Origin of the sequence: Pseudomonas sp. D4002, from assembly GCF_013385665.1 — a bacterium.
In the GTDB taxonomy this organism is placed as follows: Bacteria; Pseudomonadota; Gammaproteobacteria; order Pseudomonadales; family Pseudomonadaceae; genus Aquipseudomonas.
In genome coordinates this window covers 114,052-138,874 of sequence record NZ_JACAPN010000001.1, presented here as the reverse complement: position 1 = coordinate 138,874, position 24,823 = coordinate 114,052, and the positions used below count along the sequence as shown (strand labels likewise).

Below are 24,823 nucleotides of genomic sequence, written 5' to 3'. Positions count from 1 at the left end.
TGCTATATAGCTACCGCGCCTGACCGAGCGGACTCTTCGATAGTGGATCTTCGTATCCACTGGAGAGTCTGTAGATGAACTCACTGCAATACAAAGACCTGCTGATCAACTTCACCACCGAGTTCGTTCCTGTATGGAACGACAAAGGCACTCGCGCCGAAAAACCCGTGACCTTCTGGCGCCCGAGCACATCCTCCGACGCGCTGGGCAACTTCGTCCCGCTGGGTGATGTGGCGGTGGCGGGTTACCACAACATCAATCAACTGAACATCGTCGCGGTTGTCAGCGAAGTTGACCGGGAGAATGGCACCGCCTTGCGGCCCCCCGTCGACTTCGAGAGAGTCTGGGAACACTCGGGACCAAGGGCACGCGCCAATTTCTCAATCTGGCGGCCCACCGCTCCAGAAGGTTATGTGGCGATGGGGCTGGTCTGTGGCCTCGGTAACGACAAACCACCACGCAATACCATCCGCTGTGTCAGAGAAGACCTGGTGACTCAGGCCTATGTCGACCAATTGATCTGGAGCGACCAAGGCAGCGGCGCCCACCGGGACTTCAGCGCCTGGGGTGTCTCCCCGTCGCAAGCAGCTCCTGGCCAAGCCTACCTGGCACCGGGCACCTTTACCGGCGCCGAGGGCTATGCCAAGCCAACCAGGCAAAGCCCGGTGCACGCCCTGCGGCTGGACCTTGCGCTTCATTCCGAAGATTTGCCGCCACTTTCACCCGAAATGGCACCAGGACGCACGATGCCGGAGCAGGTAACAGAGGGCATTCATGTGTGCGAACTGCCCTGGTTTACCGTGAACGACCCGACCCTGACGCCCCTGGAAAAACTGCAAACGTGCCCGGTATATCGGTTGAAAAGAATCGACCAGTACAGCTTGGTAGCCAGCGGTCAAAACACCACGCCAGCAAGCCAAACCTTCAGTTGGGTATTCGCAAAAGGAGAGATCAGTGATTTCTCCTTGGGCCTGCGCTCCTTGACCGGCGTCGATATAAAGGCTGCCTGGGCACCCCGCCATCCGTTGAGCATCAGTGCCAACCTCAATCGCGACTTCACGCATACGGGCTTGACCGCACAAGGCTGGGAACGGGAGGGCGTGGCGGATGTGATGGCTTACATCCCGGCGAATAAATCCATCGCTGCCTACCTGGTCAAAAGCCGATACGAGCTATTGCGGGCTGACGACAGCCAGCTCGGGCCAACCCTGACCTATGCCAGCGGAGATAACGTCTACTTCAGCGAGCTGCTGCAACCTGAAGCGGCGGTTACTGCTGTTGAGGAGCCAGAGGAAGTACCAGCAGCGGTGCCCGAGCCCACAGAAAACGACCTAGAGATAACGCCCCATGATTTCATCGACGACACCCTCCTGCCGTAACTGATCGAGGGCCGCCTGGAGTTTCGCCACTACGTCATCCGGCACGTTTTTGTTCAGCGCCAGGTACAGCTCCGCGCTGTTGAAACGCAACACAGTCTTGAGCCCGGTCACCCCGACCTGGCGTGCCAGATAACGGCCCGCCGGGTCCCCGGTGGCCCACAGGTCGATCTGGCCATCCACCAGCTTTTGCGCGTTGTCCTGATCCCGCAACACGATCACCGGCTTGAGCCCCTGCTTCTCCAGGCTCTCGGCGATGGCGTCGCCCTTGTAGGCGCCGATCTTGTAGCGCCGCGCCTGCTCAAGGTCGCTCAGCTGGATCTTGCTGTCAGCCTTGGCCAGCAGCACCCAATCGTCCGGGCCGATGGGGCCGACCCATTTGAACAGCGCCTCACGGTCCGGCAAGCGCGCCATCACGAACACGCCGTAACCGGGTTTTTCCAGGGCGAGTTTGTAGATCCGGTCCCAAGGGAACCGCAGGGTCAGGTTGTAGGAAATACCGGCACGCTGGAACGTCTCGCGGACGATGTCCACGGCAATGCCTTCGATGTTCTCTTCCTTGGCGAAGTTCTTGCCGTTTTTCGCCATGTTGTACGGCGGGAAGTTTTCCGTCAGCAACACCAGGGAAGCGCCGTCGGACGGTTCATCAGCATAAGCCGAACCCGTCAGCAGAACGGTGGCACTGGCGAGGGCGAGCAGCAGGTCTTTGAACATGAAAGTTACCGGAATCCATGGCAAGCCCAGAGAGTGCCGCGAGCCTGCCATGGTGTCCAGTGACGTTTAGCGTACGACGATACCGCGCGCCGCCATGTAGGCCTTGGCCTCAGGCACGGTGTATTCGCCAAAGTGGAAAATACTCGCCGCCAGCACTGCGCTGGCGTGGCCTTCGATCACGCCGTCGGCCAGGTGCTGCAGGTTGCCGACGCCGCCGGAAGCAATCACCGGGATGCCCAGTGCGTCGCTGATGGCGCGGGTCACGCCCAGGTCGAAGCCGTTTTTCATGCCGTCCTGGTCCATGCTGGTCAGCAGGATTTCACCGGCACCCAGGGCTTCCATCTTCATCGCCCACTGCACGGCATCCAGCCCGGTCGGCTTGCGCCCGCCGTGGGTGAAGATCTCCCAGCGCGGGGTTTCGCCCGGGCCGGAGACTTTCTTGGCGTCGATGGCAACCACGATGCATTGCGAACCGAAGTGCTGTGCGGCTTCGCCGACAAATTCCGGGTTGAACACCGCCGCGGTGTTGATCGAAACCTTGTCCGCGCCGGCATTCAGCAAGTTGCGAATGTCCTGCACGGTACGCACGCCACCGCCCACGGTCAGCGGGATAAACACCTGGCTGGCCATGCGCTCCACGGTATGCAGCGTGGTGTCGCGACCATCGACGCTGGCGGTGATGTCGAGAAAGGTAATCTCGTCAGCACCCTGTTCGTCGTAGCGACGGGCGATCTCCACCGGGTCGCCGGCGTCACGGATGTTCTCGAACTTGACGCCCTTGACCACGCGACCGTTGTCGACGTCCAGGCAAGGGATGATGCGTTTGGCCAGCGCCATGGTCAGTCCTCAGCCGTTGTAGGCGTCGCAGTAAGCCTGGGCTTCAGCGACGTCCAGGGTGCCTTCATAGATCGCCCGGCCGGTGATCGCGCCGATGATCCCCGGCGCCTTCGCGTCCAGCAGCGACTTGATGTCGCCCAGGTTGTGGATACCGCCGGAAGCGATCACCGGGATCTTGGTGGCGGCGGCCAGCGCAGCGGTGAACGGTACGTTGCAGCCCTGCATCATGCCGTCTTTGGCGATGTCGGTATAAACGATGGCGGAGACGCCGTCGGCTTCAAACTGCTTGGCGAGGTCGATCACCTGGACGGTGCTGATCTCGGCCCAGCCGTCGGTGGCGACGAAACCGTCCTTGGCGTCCAGGCCCACGATCACTTTGCCGGGGAACGCACGGCAGGCTTCGGCGACGAAGGCCGGGTCTTTCACGGCCTTGGTGCCGATGATCACGTAGCTCACGCCCGCTTTCACGTAGTGCTCGATGGTTTCCAGGGAGCGGATACCGCCGCCGATCTGGATCGGCAGGTTCGGATAGCGCTTGGCGATCGCCGTGACGACTTCACCGTTGACCGGCTGGCCTTCGAACGCACCGTTCAAGTCCACCAGATGCAGACGACGGCAACCGCCTTCCACCCACTTGGCAGCCATGCTCACCGGGTCATCGGAGAACACCGTGGAATCTTCCATGCGGCCCTGGCGCAGACGTACGCAGGCGCCGTCCTTGAGATCGATTGCGGGAATAATCAGCATCTGGCAAACCTTATTCGATATTCAGCGTTGCTCGGGAAATCAGGGTTTCTCGAGCGCCCACAAGTCGCTTTCGATGCTTTCGAACCTTTCTTTAAGGTGCGTCTGCACATCGAAAATCGCCCTGTTGTAATAGTGCGGAGCAATTTCAGTGGTGAACAGTTCGAGGATTTCTGCAACCTCGAACGAGCCGAGCTTGAGCTCGAAGCGGTCTTCCATGAAACGCTTGATCTTGTCGGTGGCCTCACTCTCCTGCTGGGGAGTGAGGTTCAAGATCGGCGGCTTGACCTTCTTGGCCATTACCAGCGCCCGTCCCACGCGGCGAAGTTCTGCAGCAATTGCAGGCCATGGGTATGGCTCTTCTCCGGGTGGAATTGCACGGCAAAGCGCGAACCGTCGGCCAGGGCCGCGGCGAAGTCGACGCCATAGTGCCCGCCACCCACCACCTGGCGCGGGTTACCGGCGGCGATGTAATAGCTGTGTACGAAATAGAAACGCGCCAGGTCCGGCACTTCGTGCCACAGCGGGTGATCCACGGTCTGGCGCACTTCGTTCCAGCCCATGTGTGGCACCTTCAGGTGCTCGCCGTCTTCGTGCAGGTCCTTGCCGAAAAACTTCACCTGGCCCGGAAACAGACCGATGCAGTCGACGCCGTCGTTCTCTTCACTGCTGTCGAGCAAGGCTTGCATGCCCACGCAGATGCCGAGGAACGGCCGGTCCTGGCTGACTTCACGCACCAGGCTGTCGAAGCCCAGGCGACGAATCTCGGCCATGCAGTCGCGAATCGCGCCAACCCCCGGGAACACTACCCGGTCGGCTTCGCGAATCACGTCGGCATCGCTGGTGATCAGCACCTTGCCGGCACCTACGTGCTCGAGGGCCTTGGCCACCGAGTGCAGGTTACCCATGCCGTAGTCGATAACCGCGACCGTCTGCATTACAGGACGCCCTTGGTCGACGGCATTTGCCCGGCCATGCGGTCATCCAGCTCCACGGCCATGCGCAGGGCACGGCCGAAAGCCTTGAACACGGTCTCGATCTGGTGGTGGGTGTTGGTGCCACGCAGGTTGTCGATGTGCAGGCTGACCAGGGCGTGGTTGACGAAACCCTGGAAGAATTCCTGGAACAGGTCGACGTCGAAGCCGCCCACGGTGGCGCGGGTGTACGGCACGTGCATCTGCAGGCCCGGGCGGCCGGAGAAGTCGATGACCACACGCGACAGCGCTTCGTCCAGCGGGACATAGGCGTGACCGTAGCGACGGATGCCTTTCTTGTCGCCGATGGCTTTGGCAAATGCCTGGCCCAACGTGATACCGACGTCTTCCACCGTGTGGTGGTCGTCGATATGCAGGTCGCCCTTGCTGACGATATCCAGGTCGATCAGCCCGTGACGGGCGATCTGGTCCAGCATGTGCTCAAGAAAAGGTACACCGATATCAAATCGGGCCTTTCCGGTGCCATCCAGGTTGATCGAGGCTTTGATCTGGGTTTCCAGAGTGTCGCGCTCGACGGACGCCTTACGTTCGGCCATCACCAGCTCCGCAAAATCATTGGGCGAAAAAGGCAGCCATTATAGGGGCGCGGGCGCTAAACAGAAACATCGGAGGGGATAAGACTGATGGAGTGTCGGGGATAGACATGTCAGTACAAGTGTGGGAGCAGCTTTGTGTGTGAGCGGGCTTGCTCGCGAAGGCGGTGGGTCAGCCAATACATGTGCTGACTGATCCATCGCATTCGCGAGCAAGCCCGCTCACACAAGGGTTACGCGGTGTTAGTGGAACAGTACCGCAGTTTTCTGCAGGGTGACCCACACGCCCCACGCCAACGGAATGCCCACCGCCAGCCAGGCGGCAACCGCCAATGGCACGCTGCCGGAGGAGGCTTTCCACTCCAGCACGGTGCTGGAATCGGCGCCCTTGTCATGGCCCAGCGCCTGCTCGGCAGCCAGTTCGGCGTCGGTCATGAAGTACTTGTCTGCCACCGGCCGTACCAGCAGGTTGCAGATAAAGCCCAGCACCAGCAGGCCGGCGAGGATGTACAAGGTGATGTCGTAAGCGGCAGCGCGTTCAACGCCGATGCTCAACTGATACTCACGCAGGTAGTTCACCAGCACCGGGCCCAACACGCCCGCCGCTGCCCATGCGGTCAGCAGACGACCGTGGATCGCGCCCACCATTTGCGTACCGAACAGGTCCGCCAGGTAAGCCGGGACGGTCGCAAAGCCACCGCCGTACATCGACAGGATGATGCAGAACGCCGCCACGAACAGCGCGACGTTGCCCAGGTGACCCAGGTTCGGGATCAACGCGTACAGGGCAAAGCCCAGGGCGAAGAACACGAAGTAGGTGTTTTTACGGCCCAGGTAGTCGGAGAACGATGCCCAGAAGAACCGGCCACCGATGTTGAACAGGCTCAACAGACCGGTAAAGCCGGCTGCGATGGCCGCGATGGAAGCCAGTTGGCCGGCATCCAGTTGGCCAAATGCCAGGCCGTTACCCAGCAACTTGCCGCCGAACACTTCCTGCAGCAGCGGCGAAGCCATGCCGAGGATGCCGATGCCGGCAGACACGTTCAGGCACAGCACCAGCCACACCAGGCGGAATTGCGGGGTTTTCCAGGCCACGTTCACGTGCACGTGACGATGGGTGATCATCGCGTTGCTGGCTTTTTTCGCCGGGGCAGTCCAGCCCTCAGGCTTCCAGCCGGTAGGCGGAACACGGTAGGACAAGGCGCCGCCGATCATGAACACGAAGTAGATCACGGCCATGACCACGAAGCTCTGCCACACGCCAACGCTGGTCGGCGAGGCAAAGTGGCCCATCAAGGCGGCTGCCAGCGGGGCACCCACCATCGCGCCGCCGCCGAAGCCCATGATCGCCATGCCGGTGGCCATGCCGCGCTTGTCCGGGAACCATTTGATCAGGGTCGAGACCGGCGAGATGTAACCCAGGCCCAGGCCGATACCGCCAATGACCCCGGAGCCGATCCACATCAGCCAGATCTGGTGGGTATAGATCCCCAGCGCGGAGATCAGCAGGCCGCCACACCAGCACAAGGCCGAAACGACACCAGCCTTGCGTGGCCCGGCGTGTTCCAGCCAGCCGCCCCAGATCGCTGCGGAGCAGCCGAGGAAGATGAAGAACAGGGTGTAGATCCAGCCCAGCATGGAGATGGGCCAGTCGCATTGCGACGAGAAGACCTGGCTGATGAAGCTCATGTCCGGCGCGCAGGCGACCGGTGCGGTGATCCCCAGCGCCTTGGACAACGGCAGCCAGAACACCGAAAAACCGTAGGCCATGCCGATACACAGGTGGATCGCCAGGGCGGCCGGTGGTACCAGCCAACGGTTGAACCCGGGCTTGGCGATAATGCGTTCCTTGGACAGGAACGCAGGCTGTGCAGCAGTATTACCCGCCGCAGTGCTAGTGCTCATTGGTGTTTCCCCCAGTTATTAGTATGTGTCCGTCGGGCGCTCTCTCCCTCGGCCTTACACGCAAGGCGTGGCCGTTTTGTTGAGTAAAGCTCCTTTTAAACGCGACGTTTAGTCGCAGACGGCAGACGAACATGCGCAGATTAGCATCTGTGGATGACAGAAAAACCAAACTGATATCACCTTTCTGGAGTTATCTGATTTGTTTGACGCCATGTAACGATCCCTAAACAGCCATAGGGCTACGAGCGTTATACTCTTCGGCTAAATTTTAAAATCGACATACAAGGACTCGCCCATGAAAGCGTTCGGCAAAATCCTGGGTCTGGTACTTCTCGGGCTGTTGCTGATCATTGTGGCTCTAGGCTTTGCCCTGACCCATCTCTTCGATCCCAACGACTACAAAGACGAGATTCGCCAGATTGCCCGCGACAAGGCCCACATCGAGCTGACGCTCAATGGCGACATCGGCTGGAGCCTGTTCCCCTGGCTCGGTCTTGAATTGCACGAGGCCAGCGTTGCGACCCTGACCAATCCGAGCCAACCGTTTGCCGACCTGCAGATGCTCGGCCTGTCGGTGCGCGTACTGCCGCTGCTGCGCCGTGAAGTGCAGATGAGCGATGTACGTGTCGAAGGCCTGAACCTGCGCCTGAACAAAGACGTGCATGGCCACGGCAACTGGGAAGACATCGGCAAGAATGTGCCGGACCCGGCTACCGCCGCCGCCACGCCTGCCGTGGCTGAAGCGGCCACACCGCCCAAGCCTGAAAAGCCGCCGCAGCCGATCCGCTTGGACATCGACAGCCTGACCATCAACAACGCCCGCGTCGAATACAACGACGAGCAGACCGGCAAGCAGTTCAGCGCCGAAAGCATCCAGCTGAGTGCCGGCGCCGTGCACGAAGGTGCAAGCATCCCGGTCAAACTCACCGCGTTCTTCGGCACCAACCAGCCGCTGATGCGCGTCAAGACCGAGGTCAATGGCAACCTGCGCATTCAGCGCGCCCTCAAGCGCTACCAGTTCGAAGACATGAAGGTCACTGGTGAAGCCACCGGCGAGCCGCTGCAAGGCAAGACTGTGACCTTTTCGACCCAGGGCCAATTGCTGGTGGACCAGTCTGCGAATATCGCCGAATGGACCGGCATGAAGCTGTCGCTGAACCAACTGCGCGCCCTGGGCGAGCTGAAGGTCAACGACCTGGACAAGACTCCACAGCTCAGCGGCGCCCTGTCGATTGCCCAGTTTGACCTGGCCAAGTTCCTCGACAGCGTCGGCAACCCGCTGCCACCGATGGCCGCCGGCAGCCTGAGCAAGGTCGAGCTGGTCAGCCGCCTCAAGGGCACGCCGACCAGCCTGGCGCTTGAAGACCTCAACCTGAAACTCGACGACAGCACCTTCACCGGTCGCGTGGCCGTGGATGATTTCGCCAGGCAATCCCTGCGGGTGCAGCTCAAGGCCGATACGTTCAACGCCGACAACTACCTGCCGGCCAAGTCCGAAGCCGCCAAGGGCGCCGCGGCCGCGCGCCAGGCTGAAGTGCAGAACAGCGAAGCCGGCGCCATGGCGGCCGGTGGCACCACACCGTTGCCGGACGCCCCGACCAAAGCCGCGTGGAGTACCGACAAGCTGCTGCCGCTGACCCGCCTGCGCACCCTGGACGTAAACGCCGACCTGTCCTTTGGCCAACTGACCCTGAGCAAGCTGCCGATCCAGAATGCCGCCCTGAAAGCCTCCGGCCTCGATGGCCAGCTCAAGCTCGATACCTTGAGCGGCGGCCTCTACAACGGCACCTTCCAGGCCAACGGCAACCTTGACGTGCGCCAGGACATCCCGCTGCTGGCGCTGCAAACCCGCATCAAGCAGGTACCGGTCGAACGCATCCTGCAAGCCCAGGGGCAGAACCCGCCGGTGAAGGGCCAGCTCACCCTCGACAGCAACCTCAACGGCCGCGGCAATAGCCAGAAAGCCCTGATCGACAGCCTCAACGGTACCGCCAGCTTCGCGATCAACAACGGCGTGCTGCTCAACGCCAACATCGAGCAACAGCTGTGCACCGGCATCGCCCTGCTCAACCGCAAGACCCTCAGCGGCGACCAGCGCGGCAAGGACACCCCGTTCCAGGAACTCAAGGGCAACCTGACCTTCCGCAATGGCGTGGCCAGCAACCCCGACCTGAAAGTGCGCATCCCGGGCCTGACCGTCAACGGCGACGGTGACGTCGACCTGCGCGTGCTGGGCATGGACTACCGCGTCGGCATCATCGTCGAAGGCGACCAGCGCGACGTGCCGGACCCGGCTTGCCAGGTGGGCTCCAACTTCCAGAACATCGAAGTCCCGCTGCGCTGCCGTGGCCCACTGGAACTGGGCGCCAAGGCCTGCCGCCTGGACAAGGACGGCTTGAGCCAGGTCGCCATCAAGGCGGCAGGCAACAAGCTCGGCGAGAAGCTTGAACAGAAGCTCGACAAGGTCAATCCACAGCTGAAAGACGCGCTTAAAGGCCTGTTCAAACGATGAGAAACGAGCAGTTTTCAACGGCGGTGCTCGACTGGTACGACCGCCACGGTCGCCATGACCTGCCCTGGCAACAGGGCATCACGCCTTACCGGGTGTGGGTCTCGGAGATCATGTTGCAGCAGACCCAGGTCAGCACCGTGCTGAACTACTTCGACCGGTTCATGGCGTCCTTGCCAACGGTCGAAGCCCTGGCTGCCGCGCCGGAAGACGAAGTGCTGCACCTGTGGACCGGGCTGGGTTACTACACCCGGGCGCGCAACCTGCAAAAGACCGCGAAGATCGTCGTTGCCGAATATGGCGGCGAGTTTCCCCGTGACGTCGAAAAACTCACCGAACTGCCCGGCATTGGCCTGTCCACCGCGGGTGCGATTGCCAGCCTGAGCATGGGCCTGCGAGCGCCGATCCTCGATGGCAACGTCAAGCGCGTGCTGGCGCGCTTTACCGCGCAAGAGGGTTACCCGGGCGAGCCGAAGGTCGCCAAACAGCTGTGGGCCACCGCAGAGCGCTTTACGCCCCATGACCGCGTCAACGCCTACACCCAGGCCATGATGGACATGGGCGCCACCCTCTGCACCCGCAGCAAGCCCAGCTGTCTGCTGTGCCCGCTGGAAAAGGGCTGCGAAGCGCACCTGCTCGGCCTGGAAACCCGCTACCCGATCCCCAAGCCACGCAAGACCGTGCCCCAGAAGCGCACTCTGATGCCGATGCTGGCCAATGGCGAGGGCGCGATCCTGCTTTACCGTCGCCCCTCCACGGGCCTGTGGGGCGGTTTGTGGAGCCTGCCGGAGCTGGATGACCTGGCAGACCTGGAACACCTGGCCAACCAGCACTCGCTGGCGCTGGGCAAACACCAGGAGCTGCCGAGCCTGATCCACACCTTCAGCCACTTCCAACTGGCTATCGAACCCTGGCTGGTCCAGGTCCAGGAGTCTGCCCATCACGTGGCCGAGGCTGACTGGCTCTGGTATAACCTCGCCACCCCGCCGCGCCTGGGCCTTGCCGCCCCGGTGAAAAAACTGCTGAAGCGCGCGGCTGAAGTATTGAACGCAGGAGTTCCGTCATGACCCGCACCATCATCTGCCGCAAGTACCACGAAGAACTGCCCGCCCTGGAGCGCGCCCCGTTCCCTGGCACCAAGGGCCAGGACATTTTCGACAACGTTTCCGCCAAGGCCTGGGCTGACTGGCAAAAGCACCAGACCCTGTTGATCAACGAAAAGCGCCTGAACATGATGAACGCCGAAGACCGCAAATACCTGCAGGGCGAGATGGACAAGTACTTTTCCGGCGAGGATTACGCCAAGGCCGACGGCTACGTGCCACCTGCTGAATAATTGATCAAATTTGGGGGTTGGCCCGTAAGCGACGGTAATAATTAAATATTTTTTGAAAACTTGCTTGACGACCCCCTGAAAAACCCGTTTAATGCGCCCCGTTGCCCAGATAGCTCAGTCGGTAGAGCAGGGGATTGAAAATCCCCGTGTCGGCGGTTCGATTCCGTCTCTGGGCACCACTAATTAGTTTCAGGTGGTGCAAACGTCATCTGAAACACACAAAAAACCCGCCTGGTGCGGGTTTTTTGTTGCCTGCCGTTTTTGACTCCTTCAGCCCCCGCCCCGCATCAACGTCAACACCGCAACCCGCTCCTGCTCGGAGATGTGAAAACCACTCTCCTCCACGCGCGCAATCCAATCCTGCGCCGAGAGCGACTCGCCAAAACGCACCAGGCGTCCGTAGCGCCTGAATACAGCCTCCAGCACGCTGATCATCGAGGGGTAGCTGCAGCCTCCGTCAAAACAGATGCTGAGGCCGCCAAGCCAGGAACGGCCGATCACGTGGGCACTACCGACGCTCTCGGCACCGGCATACTCAAAATCCATTTTTACTGCTTCCATGTTGCACCCAAACTCATCACCACGAAAGTACCCAAGCCTAGCAGGCGCCTGTTTTGCGGCAGGCTGCAAAGCGCTCCAATCAGACCAACCGGTCATCCAGGCGGCGACCATACAGTAAGACGATCCAAAGTGCCGGTTATCAACACCTCATTCCGACCCCATTGATCCATCCTTAATTCCCCAGTGATCGCCACTCTCGTCGGCGTCACCACCGACAAGGATGTCAAGGCGACTGAGTCACTTCATCAGGAACACCAGCAGCGGGTTGTCATTCAACCGCCCATTGAACACCGGCGCCATGTGTTCCAGCGGCGTGCCGCTGAGCAATGCGGTTTGCTTGCGCTCCACAATCACCCAGGCGGGGCGCGGTAGCGTATCCACCAGCAAGGGTTGGTTGCGCCCGATGAACAGCGGCTGCTCGTCGTGATCCAGGTTCATGATGTAGCGAATCGCCCAGGTGTCCTTGGCCAGATCGACGAACACCAGGGTCCCGGGATTATCGGCACGCAGCTTTTCCACCGCGCTTACGAAGTTCCTGGTGTCGAATTGCAGGTCCTTGGCCGGCTCCACAACCTTCACCAGCACCAGCCATTGGGTGGCCAGCGCAATCAGGCTGAGCACCACCAGGCGCTGGCCGAGATTGCCCTGCAAACGGCGCCAGGCAATCACGGCTGCGAGTTGCAGCACGATCAGCACACCCACCAGCGCCGGCACTGAAACGTCCGGCCAGTAGCCGTGCTTGTGCCACAGATGCCGACAGACAAACACCACGACAATGCCCAGCACCGGCAGGACCGCCACCAGGCACTCATAGCCACGCCGCACGCCGAGCAACCAGCCCTGGGCCTGGAGCAAGCCATAGGCGGCCACCGCGGCAAACATCGGGACCATGGGCACGATGTAGTAGGCGCGCTTGAAGTGCGGCACCGACAAGCCCAGCAAAATCATCAGGCCGCAGGCGGCCAAGCGCAGCATCAACTGCACATCGGCATCGTCGTGGCGGGCCGACCATTTGTGGCGCAGGGCAATCATCGTCGCCAGGGCCAGCGGCACCACCGGGAAATAGCGGTACAGGCTCAGCTTGAAGTAGAAGTAGAACGCCTCACCGGTTTCATCAAGGCGCCCGGTGAATTGCATCCGCAGCACATCATCGACGAAAGCATCGCCCCCGCTGATCCGCGCCAGTTTCAACAGCGCCCACCAGCAGCCGGCCAGCAGGATCAAACCGACCACGCCGTGGGCAATCACCTTTTTCAGCAGTGCAATCCGCTCTTGCCGCGTACGAGCGGTGCCCAGCGCCCAGTAGACACAGGCCACCCCGCACACCTCGATCAACCCCAGCGGCCCGCGAATGGCAAACGCCACCACGAACAACGGAAAGATCGCATATTGGCGCAGCCGCGAGCCCAGGCGCTCACCGGTATGCAGCAGGTAGAAACACCCCAGGCACAACAACGAGATCATCTGGTCCAGGCACACCGAGCGCGACTTCTCCAGCAACTGGGCAGTCAATGCGGTGAGCAGCACCGTCAGCAGCGCCCACGCCCGGCCCGACGGCACCAGCAAGCGGTAGATCAGCGCCATGACCCCGGCAGACGCCAGGGCGGTGGGCATCACGTTAGCCAGGTCGTTGGGCGCGCCGAATAAACGGGCAAAGAGGTAGCTGAGGTAGGTCGCGGTGCCCGGATAGTCCGGGTAAGGCTCACCGTAGGTGGTAGGAAACAGGCTCGCGCCGTGGCGAAACATCTCTTGCATGAACACGGCCCAGCGGCCGTCGAAGCCCTGTGGCTGCTGGTCCCAGATGCCCAGGGTGAACAGCAGCAGGGCGATGAGGAAAATACCCAGCGATTCCATTCGAAAGCGATTGTGTTGATCCATTATTCAGCCTGTCAGGTGGGGTAAACCGGCTCATGTTGCCGAACGCCACCCTGAATAAGCCCTGAACGGAATCAAACATTCATCCGCCTAACGACGAGCGGGCCAGACCAGCAGCGGCAGCAGGCGGATATAGAGTAGCTCCCCTACCAATTCCACCAGGGTTTGCGTGATCACCGCTGCAGCAGCGAGCCCGCGGATCTCTTCGGGCAACGCCAGCGCCAGCGGCAGCACCACCAGGGAATTACGCGTGGAGGCGCTGAAGGTGACCGCCCGCGCCGTGGGCGCCGATAGCTTGAACAGGCGCGAAGCCAGCGCCCCCATCAGCGGGGCCAGCAACAGGAAGCCGATATACACCGGGATCACCGGCGCCAGCAGGCCGATATCGCGGACCACGGCGGTGATCTGCGAACCGATCACCACCATCAGCACCAGCGCCATGGCCGGCACGGGCAGCCAGGCCCAAGCATCGTTCCAGGCACTGACGACCGGTGAGCGCCGGGACTGGGAAGTGGTCAGCACCGCCAGAATCATGGGGGCAACGATCAGCAGCAGGAAGGCCTCGACAAACGGCCCCACTGCAACCACCACCTGCGACTGCGCCCCCAGCATCAACCCCAGGTAGACCGGCAACAGCAGCAGTTGCAGCAACAACAGAATCGGGGTCGCCGCCAGCATCAACCGCGAGTCACCCTTGCCGATATGGGTAAACACCACCACGTAGTCGATGCACGGCGTCAACAGCACCAGCAACGCACCCACCAGGATCGCCGGGTGTTCCACCAGGCCCCGAGTCAGCGCCCACACCAGCAGCGGAATCAGGATGAAGTTGGCCAGCAGCAACGCGGCCATGAAGTGTTTGTTGCCCAGCCCCTGGCGCAGGTCCAGAAACGGGATTTGCAGGAACATCGCGTACATCAGGACGGCGATGGCGGGCGTAACCAGGGCGGCCACACCTTGAGCCATGGAGGGCGCCAGCAGGCCGACAACGGCAGCCAGCACCACGCTGGCGAAGTAGATCGGGATCTGGTTTTGTTCGAGGGTGTCGCGGGTCATGGGCCGGCTCTGGTGGGCGAAAGGGTCTAAGCCTAGGCATCTGTGCCGCTCAGGTCGAGCCTCAGAAAAATCCCCGGGGTCTTCATAGCAGAAATTTGTTAGTTTCGACTTCTCATAAAACTGCGCACGGGCCTTTGACCCCCCATCGAAAGCGCAATGATCGAGCCTGTTCATGAACCTGCCAGTCCGACCTCAAGCCGAAGCATTCCGCGAGCCCACAGCCGATGGGCATTCCATCGGAGGCTTCACGTGGCGCCATCCGCGCACAGACGTTGAACGCCCGGTCGTCATCATCAACGCCGCCACCTCCGTACGCTGCCGTCACTACTCACGGTTTGCCGATTACCTGTTTGCCAATGGCTTCGACGTCATCACCTACGACTACCGCGGCATCGGCGAATCCCGCAGCGGCTCGCTGAAAGGGTTCAAGGCCTCATGGTCCGATTGGGGCGTGCTGGACTTCGAAGCGATCCTGCAGCGGGCCCAGCGGGAGTTTGCCGGCCAACCGATTGATGTGGTCGGGCACAGTTTTGGCGGATGTGCGGCGGGGCTCGGGGCTTCCGGCGCGGTGATTCGACGCCTGGTGACGGTAGGCGCGCAGTTTGCCTACTGGCGCGACTACGAGGCGAGCGGGCGCTGGCGGATGCTTGCCAAATGGCATGTGGTGATGCCGCTGGTGACAGCGGTTTTTGGCTACTTCCCGGGCAAACGCATAGGCTGGCTGGAGGATACCCCGGCGGGCGTGGTACGCGACTGGAGTACGCCGACGCCGAGTTATGAAAAACGTCCGAGTGGGCGAGCCTTGCCCGAGTTGCCGTTTTCACGGGTGAAGGCACAGATACTGGCCATCAGCATTACCGACGATCCGTTTGGTACCGTCGCAGCAATCGAGCGCCTGCTGGGTTACTTCGACGGCAGCGAGCGCACGCATCTGCGAATCGCGCCTGAAGATATCGGCGAAAAAGAGGTCGGACACTTCGCATTCTTTCGCAGCCAGTATCAAGATCGGTTGTGGCCGATTGCATTGGCTTGGCTGCAAAGGGGAGAGTTGGCCAACGGCACGCCGGGGCGCCAAGTGACGGATCGCACCTAGAAAGCCTTGGGATTTCTCCAGACCTGCGCTTCAATACCCCATCCCCAGATCCTGACACCAAGGACGTGAGCCCATGGCTTCGCCGAACAAGCAGCAAAAACGCGCCCACCGGGCAAAAGCCAAGGCCAAGCAGAATCGCACCCAACGCGCCGTCGCCACCAAGCCGGATGCCTTTGCCGGCGATGACAGCCGCATTGATCTTGAATCGGTGGATTTGACCGAGCTGTTCCTGGAGATGCGCACCGCTGGCGAAACCAGTCAGCAGGCGCTGTGTGCCGTGTTCCTGGCGCACCCGCTGCTGGCAGTGGTACTGGAGCAGGAAGGTGAAGAAGAAGCGACGGACTTTATCCTCGCGGCGCTGATCGAGTATCGCCAGTGGGCCACGGATACCGAGGATGAAGCGGCAGCGCTGGCGTGGATTGAATCGCCGGAGTTTCAGGCCGATTACGTCGCGGCGTCACAGGCGCTTGTTAGCTCCGAAGACTGATACAAAACGAAATGTGGGAGCGGGCTTGCTCGCGAAGGCAGTGTGTCAGTCAGCTCAAATGTCGACTGATCCACCGCATTCGCGAGCAAGCCCGCTCCCACATTTGATCAACGGTATTGCGACGAAAGCACTCCGTCAGTTAAGCACCGCAGCCCCAACCTTCCGGCCCTTGCGCCGACGCGACACCATCAGCCCCGCCGCAACGACCAGCAAGCTCAGGATCCCGGTGGCAATGATCTCCACCTGATGCGCTTCCTGGAACAACATGATCGTCAGCACGCCCACGATGAACACGATCACCGCATACGTCAGGCCCGGGAACAGCCACATCTTGAAGGCAATCTTCTCGCCCGCTTCCGTGCGTTTCTGGCGCATGCGCAGTTGCGACACGGCGATCACCAGGTACACCAGCAGCGCGATGGCGCCGGAGCTGGCCAGCAGGAATTCAAACACCGCCGCCGGTGCCACGTAGTTGGCGAATACCGCCAGGAACGCCGCGCCGGTAGACAGCAACACCGCCCAGTAAGGCGTGCCGCTCTTGTTGGTGATCTTGGACACCGCCGGTGCATCACCGCGACGGCCCAGGGAGAACATCATGCGCGAAGCGGTGTACAGCGCCGAGTTCAGGCAACTGGTCACGGCCACCAGCACCACCAGGTCAACGATCAGCTTGGCATTCGGGATGCCCATGCGTTCCAGCACGGTCTGGTAGGAACCGACCGCTGCCAGCGCAGGATCATTCCACGGCACCAGGGCCACGACGATGAAGATCGACACCAGGTAGAACAAGCCGATCCGCCAGATCACCGAGTTGGTGGCCTTGGAAATCTGCTGGCCCGGGTTCTTCGATTCAGCGGCCGCGATGGTCACGATCTCGGTGCCCATGAACGAGAACATGGTGGTCAGGATCGCCGCCAATACCGCGCCCATGCCGTTGGGCAGGAAGCCCTGGGTGTCGAACAGGTGCGAAACGCCGCTGACCTGACTGCCCGGCAGGAAGCCGAAGATCGCCAGGATGCCGAGGATCACAAACCCGATGATCGCCACCACTTTGATCAGCGCAAACCAGAACTCGAACTCGCCGTAGTTCTTCACACTGAACAGGTTGGTCGCGGTCAGCAGCAAGGTAATGATCAGGGTGAAGGCCCAGATCGCCACGCCGGGGAACCAGGCGTGCAGGATGGTCGCGGCAGCGTTGGCTTCCAGCGGAATCACCAGCACCCAGAACCACCAGTACAACCAGCCGATGGTGAAACCGGCCCAGTGCCCGATCGCACGGTCGGCATAAGTAGAGAACGAACCCGTGTCCGGCGATGCCACGGCCATCTCGGCCAGCATGCGCATCACCAACACCACCAGCGTACCGGCGGCGGCATAAGCCAGCAGCACGGCCGGGCCCGCCGCAGCAATCGCGTGGCCGGAGCCCACAAACAACCCGGCACCGATAACGCCGGCAATCGACAGCATGGTGACGTGACGCGGTTTGAGCCCCTGTTCGAGGTCATTGGAGCTTTGCGTACTACTCATTGACACACCTTTGCGAGGAATTGCGAATACGGTCCACCCGGTCTGGCGTCTTTCTCGTGAAAAGAAACCAACGGGGCGTTCTTTATTTTTTACGCAAGATTTGCGCCAAAATGTTACAGAGCCACGATTGACGCGGGCTGTAGGGAAACTCAATAGCTCTCGTAAGTCACTGACACTAATGGCATTCCGCTATAGCGTTACTGTGCGACTCACTTGAAAGACGAATCAGTGCACCAAAAACACACACAATTTGTGCGTGACGCCCCATAAAAGGGCTGATAAGGACCGTTCGCCGGTTTAACCCTTCCAACACCCGGCCAAAGCTGGCACCATCGCGCCCTTTTTTACGCGAAACCTGTAGGAATACTGGTTCAAACGGCTGTTCGGTTGTTGATGGCGCGACACACTGCTGTGCCGATGCGACACCCTGCCGCAGACCGTCTGTTTACCGCCTGCAGGGCTGTTGGCTGTCATCCGGACGCTATGCTAGCTTGGCGCCTCGCCAGGAAGGCGGGCCAACAGCAGGAGCGCAATGAACACAATGAGGACCGCACATGGCTGAGGCCACGCCCGCGCTTGAAATCCGCAACTTGCATAAACGCTATGGTGAGCTGGAGGTGCTTAAAGGTATCTCGCTGACCGCCCGCGACGGCGATGTGATCTCGATCCTGGGTTCCTCCGGTTCCGGCAAGTCCACGTTCCTGCGCTGCATCAACCTGCTGGAAAACCCGCACCAGGGGCAAATCCTGGTGGCCGGTGAAGAACTCAAGCTCAAGGCTGCGAAAAACGGCGAACTGGTGGCCGCCGACGGCAAACAGATCAACCGCCTGCGCAGCGAAATCGGTTTTGTGTTTCAAAACTTTAACCTGTGGCCGCACATGAGCGTCCTCGACAACATCATCGAGGCCCCGCGCCGCGTGCTTGGCCAGAGCAAGGCCGAAGCCACTGAAATCGCCGAAGCCTTGCTGGCCAAGGTCGGCATCAGTGACAAGCGTCATGCCTACCCCGCGCAACTGTCCGGCGGCCAGCAACAACGCGCCGCGATCGCACGCACCCTGGCCATGCAGCCCAAAGTCATCCTGTTCGACGAGCCCACATCGGCCCTTGACCCGGAAATGGTTCAGGAAGTACTTAATGTGATCCGCGCCCTGGCCGAAGAAGGCCGCACCATGCTGCTGGTCACCCATGAAATGGGCTTTGCCCGCCAGGTGTCCAGTGAAGTGGTGTTCCTGCACCAGGGCCTGGTCGAAGAGCAAGGATCGCCACAGCAGGTATTTGAAAACCCGCTTTCGGCGCGCTGCAAACAATTCATGTCCAGCAACCGCTAACGGAGCAACATGCATGCAGAACTATAAAAAATTCCTCTTGGCCGCCGCTGTTTCGATGGCGTTCAGCGCCACGGCGATGGCTGAAACCTTGAAAATGGGGATCGAAGCGGCCTACCCGCCGTTCAACAATAAAGATGCCAGCGGCAACGTCGTCGGCTTCGACAAGGACATCGGCGACGCCCTGTGCGCCAAGATGAAAGTCGAGAAGTGCGAAGTGTATGTCTCCGACTGGGACGGCATCATCCCGGCCCTGAATGCCAAGAAGTTCGACTTCCTGGTCTCCTCGCTGTCCATCACCGATGAACGCAAGCAGGCCGTCGACTTCACCGACCCGTACTACTCCAACAAGCTGCAGTTCATCGCGCCCAAAGCCAACAAAGACTTCAAGACCGACGCGGACTACCTGAAGGGCAAGATCATCGGTGCACAGCGCGCAACGCTGGCCGGTACCTACCTGGAAGACAAGCTGCCGGACACCACCGCCAAGCTCTACGACACCCAGGAAAACGCCTACCTCGACCTGACTTCCGGCCGCCTGGACGGGATGCTCGCCGACAAGTACGTGCAGTACGAGTGGCTGAAAAGCAAAGACGGCTCCGCCTACGAATTCAAGGGCGACCCGGTGGTCGAGAGCGACAAGATCGGTATCGCCGTACGCAAAGGCGACCCGCTGCGCGAGCGCTTGAACAAAGCCCTGGCTGAAATCAAGGCCGACGGCACCTACAAGAAGATCAACGACAAGTACTTCCCTTTCAGTATCGAGTGATCCTGAATGGCCTGCCCGGCGTGCTCGCTTGAGTGCGCCGGTCCTGAGCTTTGCCTTGCGAAACGACTAAACCATGAATTTCGACCTCTACGGATTCGGCCCGGCGCTCGCCGCCGGCGCGCTGATGACCGTCAAGCTGGCGCTCACCGCCCTGTGCCTCGGGCTGGTGCTCGGGCTGGCCGGCGCCCTGGCCAAGACTTCCCCGTACAAGCCGCTGCAATGGCTTGGCGGCAGCTACTCCACCCTGGTTCGCGGCATCCCGGAACTGCTGTGGGTCCTGCTGATCTACTTCGGTACGGTCAACCTGATGCGCTCCCTCGGGGAGTTTTTCGGCAACCCCGACCTTTCCCTCAGCGCTTTCGCCGCCGGGGTGATCGCCCTGGGCCTGTGCTTTGGCGCCTACGCCACGGAAGTCTTCCGCGGCGCGATCCTGGCCATTCCCAAGGGCCACCGTGAAGCCGGTGTCGCACTGGGCTTGTCGAAGGTCCGGATCTTCACCCGCTTGATCATGCCGCAGATGTGGCGCATCGCGCTGCCGGGCCTGGGCAACCTGTTCATGATTCTGATGAAGGACACCGCGCTGGTCTCGGTGATCGGCCTGGAAGAAATCATGCGCCACGCGCAGATCGGCGTGACCGTCACCAAGCAGCCCTTCACCTTCTTTATGGTCGCGGCCTTCATGTACCTGGGCCTCACTGTCCTGGCGATGACCGGCATGCACTTCCTGGAAAAACGTGCCGCGCGCGGCTTTGCGAGGAGCACGCAATGAGTGGCGACTACAGCTGGCTGTCGCATTTCGACCTGGGCCTGAACTGGGCCGTGATCATTAAATGGCTGCCGAAACTGGCCCAGGGCGCAACCCTGACCCTGGAGCTGGTGGCCATCGCCGTGATCGCCGGCCTGCTGCTGGCAATCCCGCTGGGCATCGCCCGCTCGTCACGCCTGTGGTACGTGCGCACCCTGCCCTACTGCTACATTTTCTTCTTCCGCGGCACGCCGCTGCTGGTGCAGTTGTTCCTGGTGTACTACGGCCTGGCACAGTTCGACGCCGTGCGTGAAAGCTTCATGTGGCCGTACCTGCGGGACCCGTTCTGGTGCGCCACCGCCACCATGACGCTGCACACCGCCGCCTATATCGCCGAGATCCTGCGTGGCGCGATCCAGGCCATCCCGCCGGGTGAAATCGAAGCCGCGCGGGCGCTGGGCATGTCCAGGCCCAAGGCGCTGTTCTACATCATCCTGCCGCGTGCCGCGCGCATCGGCCTGCCGGCCTACAGCAACGAAGTGATCCTGATGCTCAAGGCCAGCGCCCTGGCCAGTACCGTGACCCTGCTGGAACTGACCGGCATGGCCCGCACGATCATTGCCCGCACCTACCTGCCGGTAGAGATCTTCTTCGCTGCCGGGTTGTTCTACCTGCTGATGTCCTACGTCCTGGTGCGCTTCTTCAAGCTGCTGGAGCGCTGGTTGCGGGTCGATGCCTGCCAGGGCCGCTGACGCCTTGTTGACGGGTGAGCAACTGCTCGCCCGCTTCCAGGCGCTGGATGCGTTCCTCACCGAACATCAAGGGCTGTGGCGACCACGGCCCTTTACTCACCTGCAATTGCCGTGGGAAACCCAGCATCCCGAACTGGCCCATTGGCTGCGCCAGCGCTCGCTGGCCGAAGCGGAAAGCAGCCATAACCAGCCTCACCACCTGCCGGCGCCTGCGCCTTTCCCTGAGCTGGCCATGCAGTCGCTGAATCTCAGTGCTGTGGATAACTTACCGTCCCGCCCGCTACCGGCCGCCCGTCATCGCCTGAACGTCGATGTACCCGGCCGCAAATGGCAGCAGATCGAAGCCTTCGGCGCCGCGCTGCAATTTCGCCAAACCCCCGAACACTGGCTCGACTGGTGTGCCGGCAAGGGCCACCTCGGCCGCCGCCTGTTGCAACCCGAGCAGCAACTGACCTGCCTGGAATACGACCCGGCCCTCATCGCCTCAGGGCAAGCCCTCAGCGAACACCATCAATTGCCCGTCACCCATCGCCTGCAAGACGTGATGGCCGACGTACAGATCAGCCGCGACCAAACCCCGGTGGCACTGCACGCCTGCGGCGACCTGCATGTGCGCCTGCTCCGACTGGCCAGCGCCGCCGGCTGCCAGAAGTTGGCCGTGGCGCCCTGCTGCTACAACCGCATCCGCGCCGAGCAGTACCAGCCGCTGTCGATTGCCGCCCAGGCGTCGTCACTGCATTTATCGGTGGAAGACCTCGGCCTGCCGCTGAGCGAAACCGTTACCGCCGGCGCTCGGGTGCGCCAGCAGCGCGATACGTCGATGGCCAGGCGCCTGGGCTTTGATGTTCTGCAGCGGCAACTGCGCGGGAGCGATGCTTACCTGCCCACTCCGTCCCTGCCCGCGAGTTGGCTGGCCAAGCCGTTCGCCGACTACTGCCGCGAATTGGCGGCCCTCAAGGGATTATCCACAGGGGAACAGCATTGGTCGGCACTGGAGGCCCAAGGCTGGCAGCGCTTGGCACAGGTGCGAAACCTGGAATTAGTGCGTGGTCTGTTTCGGCGCCCGCTGGAAATGTGGCTGGTACTGGACCGGGCATTGTTTCTCGAAGAAAACGGTTACAGGGTTCAAGTCGGCAGCTTCTGCGAAACACCGCTCACCCCGCGCAACCTGATGCTGCTCGCCGAGCGCAATTAAAGGGCATTTTGTCGCAGCGTGCCCTGTGGATAACTCTGTTGATGGAATTCTGGCAGAGGCCCTGCCGGCAAGCTTCGCGGCGCAAAATGCTGACTGGTCATTTTTTGTTCACAAAATAAAACGCACGCAAAACAGGCAGTTGCAGCGTGATGAGAACCGCTCCGCAGAATTGCGGTTTGATGACAGGTCGAACCAACCGATTGTGCATAAGCATCTGAGGTTAGCGGCATAACCCGGGTTTTTCAGCGGGCAACCAGCAGGCGACAAAGCGCATTGATATCGTCACAGGCCATGCTTGCGGCTTGGTTATCCAGCGGATCGCTGCCAAAAGCCAGGGCCTCGCTGATCGCCGGATCCCGATGCACCACCTCCAACAGGCTGTCACCCAGGCGCTTCCTGAACACCTCGACCATGTCCAGGCTAAAGCCCGAGGTCTCGTCGAGTTGGTTGATCACGAAGTGGCAACGCAGCGCCGGCCGATCATCAAGGTGTGGCGCCAGCAACTGCTCCATCTGCTCCAGGGTGCCAAGGGAAGCCGCATCCGCCTGGGCGATGACCAGCACCACATCGGCCACGTTCAGTGCCTGATGCAGGTAGACGTTATTGCCCGCCGGGGTGTCGATGATCACCGTGTCCTGCTCACCCAAGCCCAGGGCCGACAAATGTTGCGCCAGCCAATGCGGCTCCTGTTTCAGCCAGCGCTGGAGGTCTTCCTGCTGACGGATATCGGTTTCGCCAAACGTGATCACCTGGCAACCGGCAAAGCCTGAATGAAGGATCTGGCTCCAGCGCTCGTTATGCAGGCTGGTGCGCCCAATGCCGGGCAAGGTGTGGCCCAGGCCGAAGTGGTGATAGAGCGCGTTTTGCGGGTCCAGGTCCAGCGCCACCACTGGCTGCCCCAGGCGCTGCAAACCGCTGCTCAGCGCGGTGGCCAGGGTGCTGCGGCCGACGCCGCCATTGACCGAAACCAGCGCTACCACCTTCGCCCGGATGTTCGCGGCTTCGCGGGACTGCTCGTTGGCACAAGGGGAATGTCGGGAGAACGACGCGCCACTGCCCATATTGAGGCTGGCACTGTCGTCGACCGGCATGTCTTCGAAGAACTGCAGCATCGAATCCATCCCTTGAACATCACTGGCAGTCGTCTTATCGAACAATACAAAAAGATCATCGGTACGGCTCATCGCCAACACTCCCTCACGACGCATCTTAAAGACGTGAAAGGTCAGCTGTACTGATGCTTACCGCAGGTCTTTTTGTGGGCGCCTTTGTGTACGCATTCTGTGACAAAGGAATGAAGGTGTCATTATTTTGCTGTTTCTGAAGAAATCTTTAAGACGAGCGGTAAATGGTCAATTTACTGACTAATCTTTATCGGGTCGTAAGGTGTTTGCAAATCCCGCTCCGGGATCTCCCAGATCAGCAGCTTGGGCGGCGTCTGCTTGAACGCCGGGCTGTCGAAATAAGCCTTGGCGGCGCCTGAAAATTCGCCGCCGTCCTTGCTGAAGTTACCCACCGGAGCGTTCAGGGCTTTTTGCAGGAAACCCACGAAATTCGAATTTCGCGAAAACGAGGTACCGATCAGTGCCACGTTCGGCAGGCCGGCGTCACCAAACAAATCGTCAGGGTTACTCGACGCCGCCGGGCCGTTCTCATGCGCGGTGCTGGCCGCAACCTGCTCGCCCACCGGCTGTAACTTCGGCGGCAACCAATCGAGACCGGCCAGGCGCACCAGGTCACCCGGACGCGGTGCGAGCGGTGCCTGGGTAATGTCGAAGGCTTGCTCCGGCGTGGCCTGGATACCGCGCTGCTGGATGCGCAGGGCCACGGCGCGGGCGCCGGCATTCGAGCCGATTTCGCTCCAGTGCGTGTCGGTACGCAGGTAGGCGTCCGGGCCGAGGGGTTTCAGGGTGTCGGTCAAATCCAGCACTTCAACGCCCGCCGCTTGCAACAGCGTGCTCCATTGCTGGATCCGGCCATCCAGCACGGCCGGACGATACAAGCCGCAACGCTGGGCAGCGGCGATGCGGGTTTTATCCGGCACCACCATCACTTGCAGATCAATACCGCGCTGGCCTAGCTGCTTTTTCAGGTCGATCACCGCGTCGGCCTTGGTGCGCGCATTGTCTTCGGCGTGGCGGTTGAGCTTCAGTTCATCGCTGATAAACAGCCAGCCCGGGCACCCCTGGCGCACCCGCGGCCCGGTGTCGCCGAACGCCAGCCAACTGGCGCCGCGCTCCAGGTTTGCCGCTTCGATGGCCATCGGTGCCTTGGACAGCTCCTTGGCAAACCGATGGGTCACTTCACCGTGCAGCAGCATGTCGCTGTCGACCTTGGGCGGCAGGAAACTCACCGGGCCCTTGACCATCAGCCAGACGCAAGACAACAGCCCCGCCGCCAGGAAAGGCACCAACACCCAGCCCGCCAGGGGGCTGGTGCGGACGGCCAATTCACTCGGTGGGGTCGGCGCGGTAGGGGCGGGCATCGTC

Annotated in this window: 24 protein-coding genes and 1 tRNA gene; 12 read left to right on the top strand and 13 right to left on the bottom strand. The window is 61.3% G+C overall.

Features of this window, described 5'->3' with window-relative positions; all coding sequences use genetic code 11:
• Positions 1 to 74 precede the first annotated feature (74 nt).
• Positions 75 to 1,379 carry a Vps62-related protein gene (locus tag HX824_RS00630; RefSeq protein WP_177054014.1) on the top strand — a complete coding sequence of 435 codons (1,305 nt, stop codon included), beginning with the start codon at positions 75 to 77 and terminating at the stop codon, positions 1,377 to 1,379.
• Here the strand turns inward: HX824_RS00630 and HX824_RS00625 are convergent.
• From HX824_RS00625 to HX824_RS00595, 7 genes are all read right to left on the bottom strand, one after another.
• Positions 1,332 to 2,090 carry an ABC transporter substrate-binding protein gene (locus HX824_RS00625; protein ID WP_177054013.1) on the bottom strand — a complete coding sequence of 253 codons (759 nt, stop codon included), beginning with the start codon at positions 2,088 to 2,090 and terminating at the stop codon, positions 1,332 to 1,334. The two genes, HX824_RS00630 and HX824_RS00625, sit on opposite strands and share 48 nt — an antisense overlap.
• A gap of 66 nt (positions 2,091 to 2,156) precedes the next feature.
• Positions 2,157 to 2,927, bottom strand: coding sequence for an imidazole glycerol phosphate synthase subunit HisF (gene hisF, locus HX824_RS00620; protein WP_003218030.1), 771 nt, complete (start codon positions 2,925 to 2,927; stop codon positions 2,157 to 2,159).
• Between the two features lie 9 nt (positions 2,928 to 2,936).
• Complete coding sequence (gene hisA / locus HX824_RS00615) at positions 2,937 to 3,674, bottom strand: 1-(5-phosphoribosyl)-5-[(5-phosphoribosylamino)methylideneamino]imidazole-4-carboxamide isomerase (RefSeq protein ID WP_003187784.1); 738 nt, start codon at positions 3,672 to 3,674, stop codon at positions 2,937 to 2,939.
• A 39-nt stretch (positions 3,675 to 3,713) separates the two neighbouring features.
• The gene (locus HX824_RS00610) at positions 3,714 to 3,971 is read right to left on the bottom strand and encodes a DUF2164 domain-containing protein (RefSeq protein ID WP_003218033.1); all 258 of its coding nucleotides are present in this window, start codon (positions 3,969 to 3,971) and stop codon (positions 3,714 to 3,716) included.
• Positions 3,971 to 4,609, bottom strand: a complete 639-nt coding sequence (gene hisH, locus HX824_RS00605) for an imidazole glycerol phosphate synthase subunit HisH (RefSeq protein ID WP_003218034.1) — start codon at positions 4,607 to 4,609, stop codon at positions 3,971 to 3,973. The genes HX824_RS00610 and hisH overlap by 1 nt, the downstream gene beginning before the upstream one ends.
• Positions 4,609 to 5,202, bottom strand: coding sequence for an imidazoleglycerol-phosphate dehydratase HisB (hisB, locus tag HX824_RS00600; protein WP_003218037.1), 594 nt, complete (start codon positions 5,200 to 5,202; stop codon positions 4,609 to 4,611). The genes hisH and hisB overlap by 1 nt, the downstream gene beginning before the upstream one ends.
• 240 nt (positions 5,203 to 5,442) lie before the next feature.
• Entirely contained in the window at positions 5,443 to 7,104 is a 1,662-nt protein-coding gene (locus tag HX824_RS00595) for an OFA family MFS transporter (RefSeq protein ID WP_003218039.1), read from the bottom strand.
• Between the two features lie 295 nt (positions 7,105 to 7,399).
• Here HX824_RS00595 and HX824_RS00590 point away from each other — a divergent pair, with 295 nt between their 5' ends.
• The 4 genes from HX824_RS00590 (at position 7,400) to HX824_RS00575 (ending at position 11,128) form a co-directional block, all read left to right on the top strand.
• Positions 7,400 to 9,616 (top strand): AsmA family protein, encoded by a 2,217-nt coding sequence (locus tag HX824_RS00590; RefSeq protein ID WP_177049446.1) that lies wholly within the window; start codon positions 7,400 to 7,402, stop codon positions 9,614 to 9,616.
• Entirely contained in the window at positions 9,613 to 10,680 is a 1,068-nt protein-coding gene (gene mutY / locus HX824_RS00585) for an A/G-specific adenine glycosylase (protein WP_008435691.1), read from the top strand. Before HX824_RS00590 ends, mutY begins: the two co-directional genes overlap by 4 nt.
• On the top strand, positions 10,677 to 10,949 hold the full coding sequence (locus HX824_RS00580) for an oxidative damage protection protein (RefSeq protein WP_177021041.1): 273 nt from the start codon (positions 10,677 to 10,679) through the stop codon (positions 10,947 to 10,949). The genes mutY and HX824_RS00580 overlap by 4 nt, the downstream gene beginning before the upstream one ends.
• 103 nt (positions 10,950 to 11,052) lie before the next feature.
• Positions 11,053 to 11,128, top strand: a tRNA-Phe gene (locus tag HX824_RS00575).
• Between the two features lie 91 nt (positions 11,129 to 11,219).
• On the opposite strand, the gene HX824_RS00570 is transcribed toward HX824_RS00575, so the two are convergent.
• The 3 genes from HX824_RS00570 to HX824_RS00560 all read right to left on the bottom strand — a co-directional run bounded on the left by HX824_RS00570 (position 11,220) and on the right by HX824_RS00560 (position 14,441).
• Positions 11,220 to 11,510 carry a hypothetical protein gene (locus HX824_RS00570; protein WP_256346888.1) on the bottom strand — a complete coding sequence of 97 codons (291 nt, stop codon included), beginning with the start codon at positions 11,508 to 11,510 and terminating at the stop codon, positions 11,220 to 11,222.
• A gap of 237 nt (positions 11,511 to 11,747) precedes the next feature.
• Positions 11,748 to 13,388 (bottom strand): glycosyltransferase family 39 protein, encoded by a 1,641-nt coding sequence (locus tag HX824_RS00565; RefSeq protein ID WP_177049447.1) that lies wholly within the window; start codon positions 13,386 to 13,388, stop codon positions 11,748 to 11,750.
• Positions 13,389 to 13,475: 87 nt separating this feature from the next.
• Complete coding sequence (locus HX824_RS00560) at positions 13,476 to 14,441, bottom strand: arsenic resistance protein (RefSeq protein WP_177049448.1); 966 nt, start codon at positions 14,439 to 14,441, stop codon at positions 13,476 to 13,478.
• A gap of 172 nt (positions 14,442 to 14,613) precedes the next feature.
• On the opposite strand from HX824_RS00560, the gene HX824_RS00555 reads away from it, so the two are divergent.
• Positions 14,614 to 15,534 (top strand): alpha/beta fold hydrolase, encoded by a 921-nt coding sequence (locus HX824_RS00555; RefSeq protein WP_102604466.1) that lies wholly within the window; start codon positions 14,614 to 14,616, stop codon positions 15,532 to 15,534.
• A gap of 73 nt (positions 15,535 to 15,607) precedes the next feature.
• Positions 15,608 to 16,021 (top strand): hypothetical protein, encoded by a 414-nt coding sequence (locus HX824_RS00550; RefSeq protein ID WP_063033519.1) that lies wholly within the window; start codon positions 15,608 to 15,610, stop codon positions 16,019 to 16,021.
• 135 nt (positions 16,022 to 16,156) lie between these two features.
• Here HX824_RS00550 and gabP read toward each other — a convergent pair whose 3' ends face one another.
• A complete protein-coding gene (gene gabP / locus HX824_RS00545) occupies positions 16,157 to 17,548 on the bottom strand; it encodes a GABA permease (RefSeq protein WP_003218057.1) in 1,392 nt (463 codons plus the stop codon).
• Positions 17,549 to 18,102: 554 nt separating this feature from the next.
• On the opposite strand from gabP, the gene HX824_RS00540 reads away from it, so the two are divergent.
• The 5 genes from HX824_RS00540 (at position 18,103) to HX824_RS00520 (ending at position 22,334) form a co-directional block, all read left to right on the top strand.
• Positions 18,103 to 18,876: an ABC transporter ATP-binding protein gene (locus HX824_RS00540; RefSeq protein ID WP_003218059.1), complete on the top strand. Its 774-nt coding sequence runs from the start codon at positions 18,103 to 18,105 to the stop codon at positions 18,874 to 18,876.
• Positions 18,877 to 18,889: 13 nt separating this feature from the next.
• Positions 18,890 to 19,642, top strand: coding sequence for an ABC transporter substrate-binding protein (locus tag HX824_RS00535; RefSeq protein ID WP_003218061.1), 753 nt, complete (start codon positions 18,890 to 18,892; stop codon positions 19,640 to 19,642).
• Positions 19,643 to 19,715: 73 nt separating this feature from the next.
• Positions 19,716 to 20,411, top strand: a complete 696-nt coding sequence (locus HX824_RS00530) for an ABC transporter permease (RefSeq protein WP_003218063.1) — start codon at positions 19,716 to 19,718, stop codon at positions 20,409 to 20,411.
• Between the two features lie 38 nt (positions 20,412 to 20,449).
• Entirely contained in the window at positions 20,450 to 21,139 is a 690-nt protein-coding gene (locus HX824_RS00525; RefSeq protein ID WP_032899447.1) for an ABC transporter permease, read from the top strand.
• A complete protein-coding gene (locus tag HX824_RS00520; RefSeq protein WP_177054012.1) occupies positions 21,120 to 22,334 on the top strand; it encodes a methyltransferase in 1,215 nt (404 codons plus the stop codon). Before HX824_RS00525 ends, HX824_RS00520 begins: the two co-directional genes overlap by 20 nt.
• A gap of 242 nt (positions 22,335 to 22,576) precedes the next feature.
• Here HX824_RS00520 and bcsQ read toward each other — a convergent pair whose 3' ends face one another.
• Positions 22,577 to 23,518: a cellulose biosynthesis protein BcsQ gene (gene bcsQ, locus HX824_RS00515; protein ID WP_177054011.1), complete on the bottom strand. Its 942-nt coding sequence runs from the start codon at positions 23,516 to 23,518 to the stop codon at positions 22,577 to 22,579.
• Between the two features lie 173 nt (positions 23,519 to 23,691).
• Entirely contained in the window at positions 23,692 to 24,819 is a 1,128-nt protein-coding gene (locus tag HX824_RS00510; RefSeq protein WP_008435708.1) for a cell division protein FtsQ, read from the bottom strand.
• Positions 24,820 to 24,823: the final 4 nt, after the last annotated feature.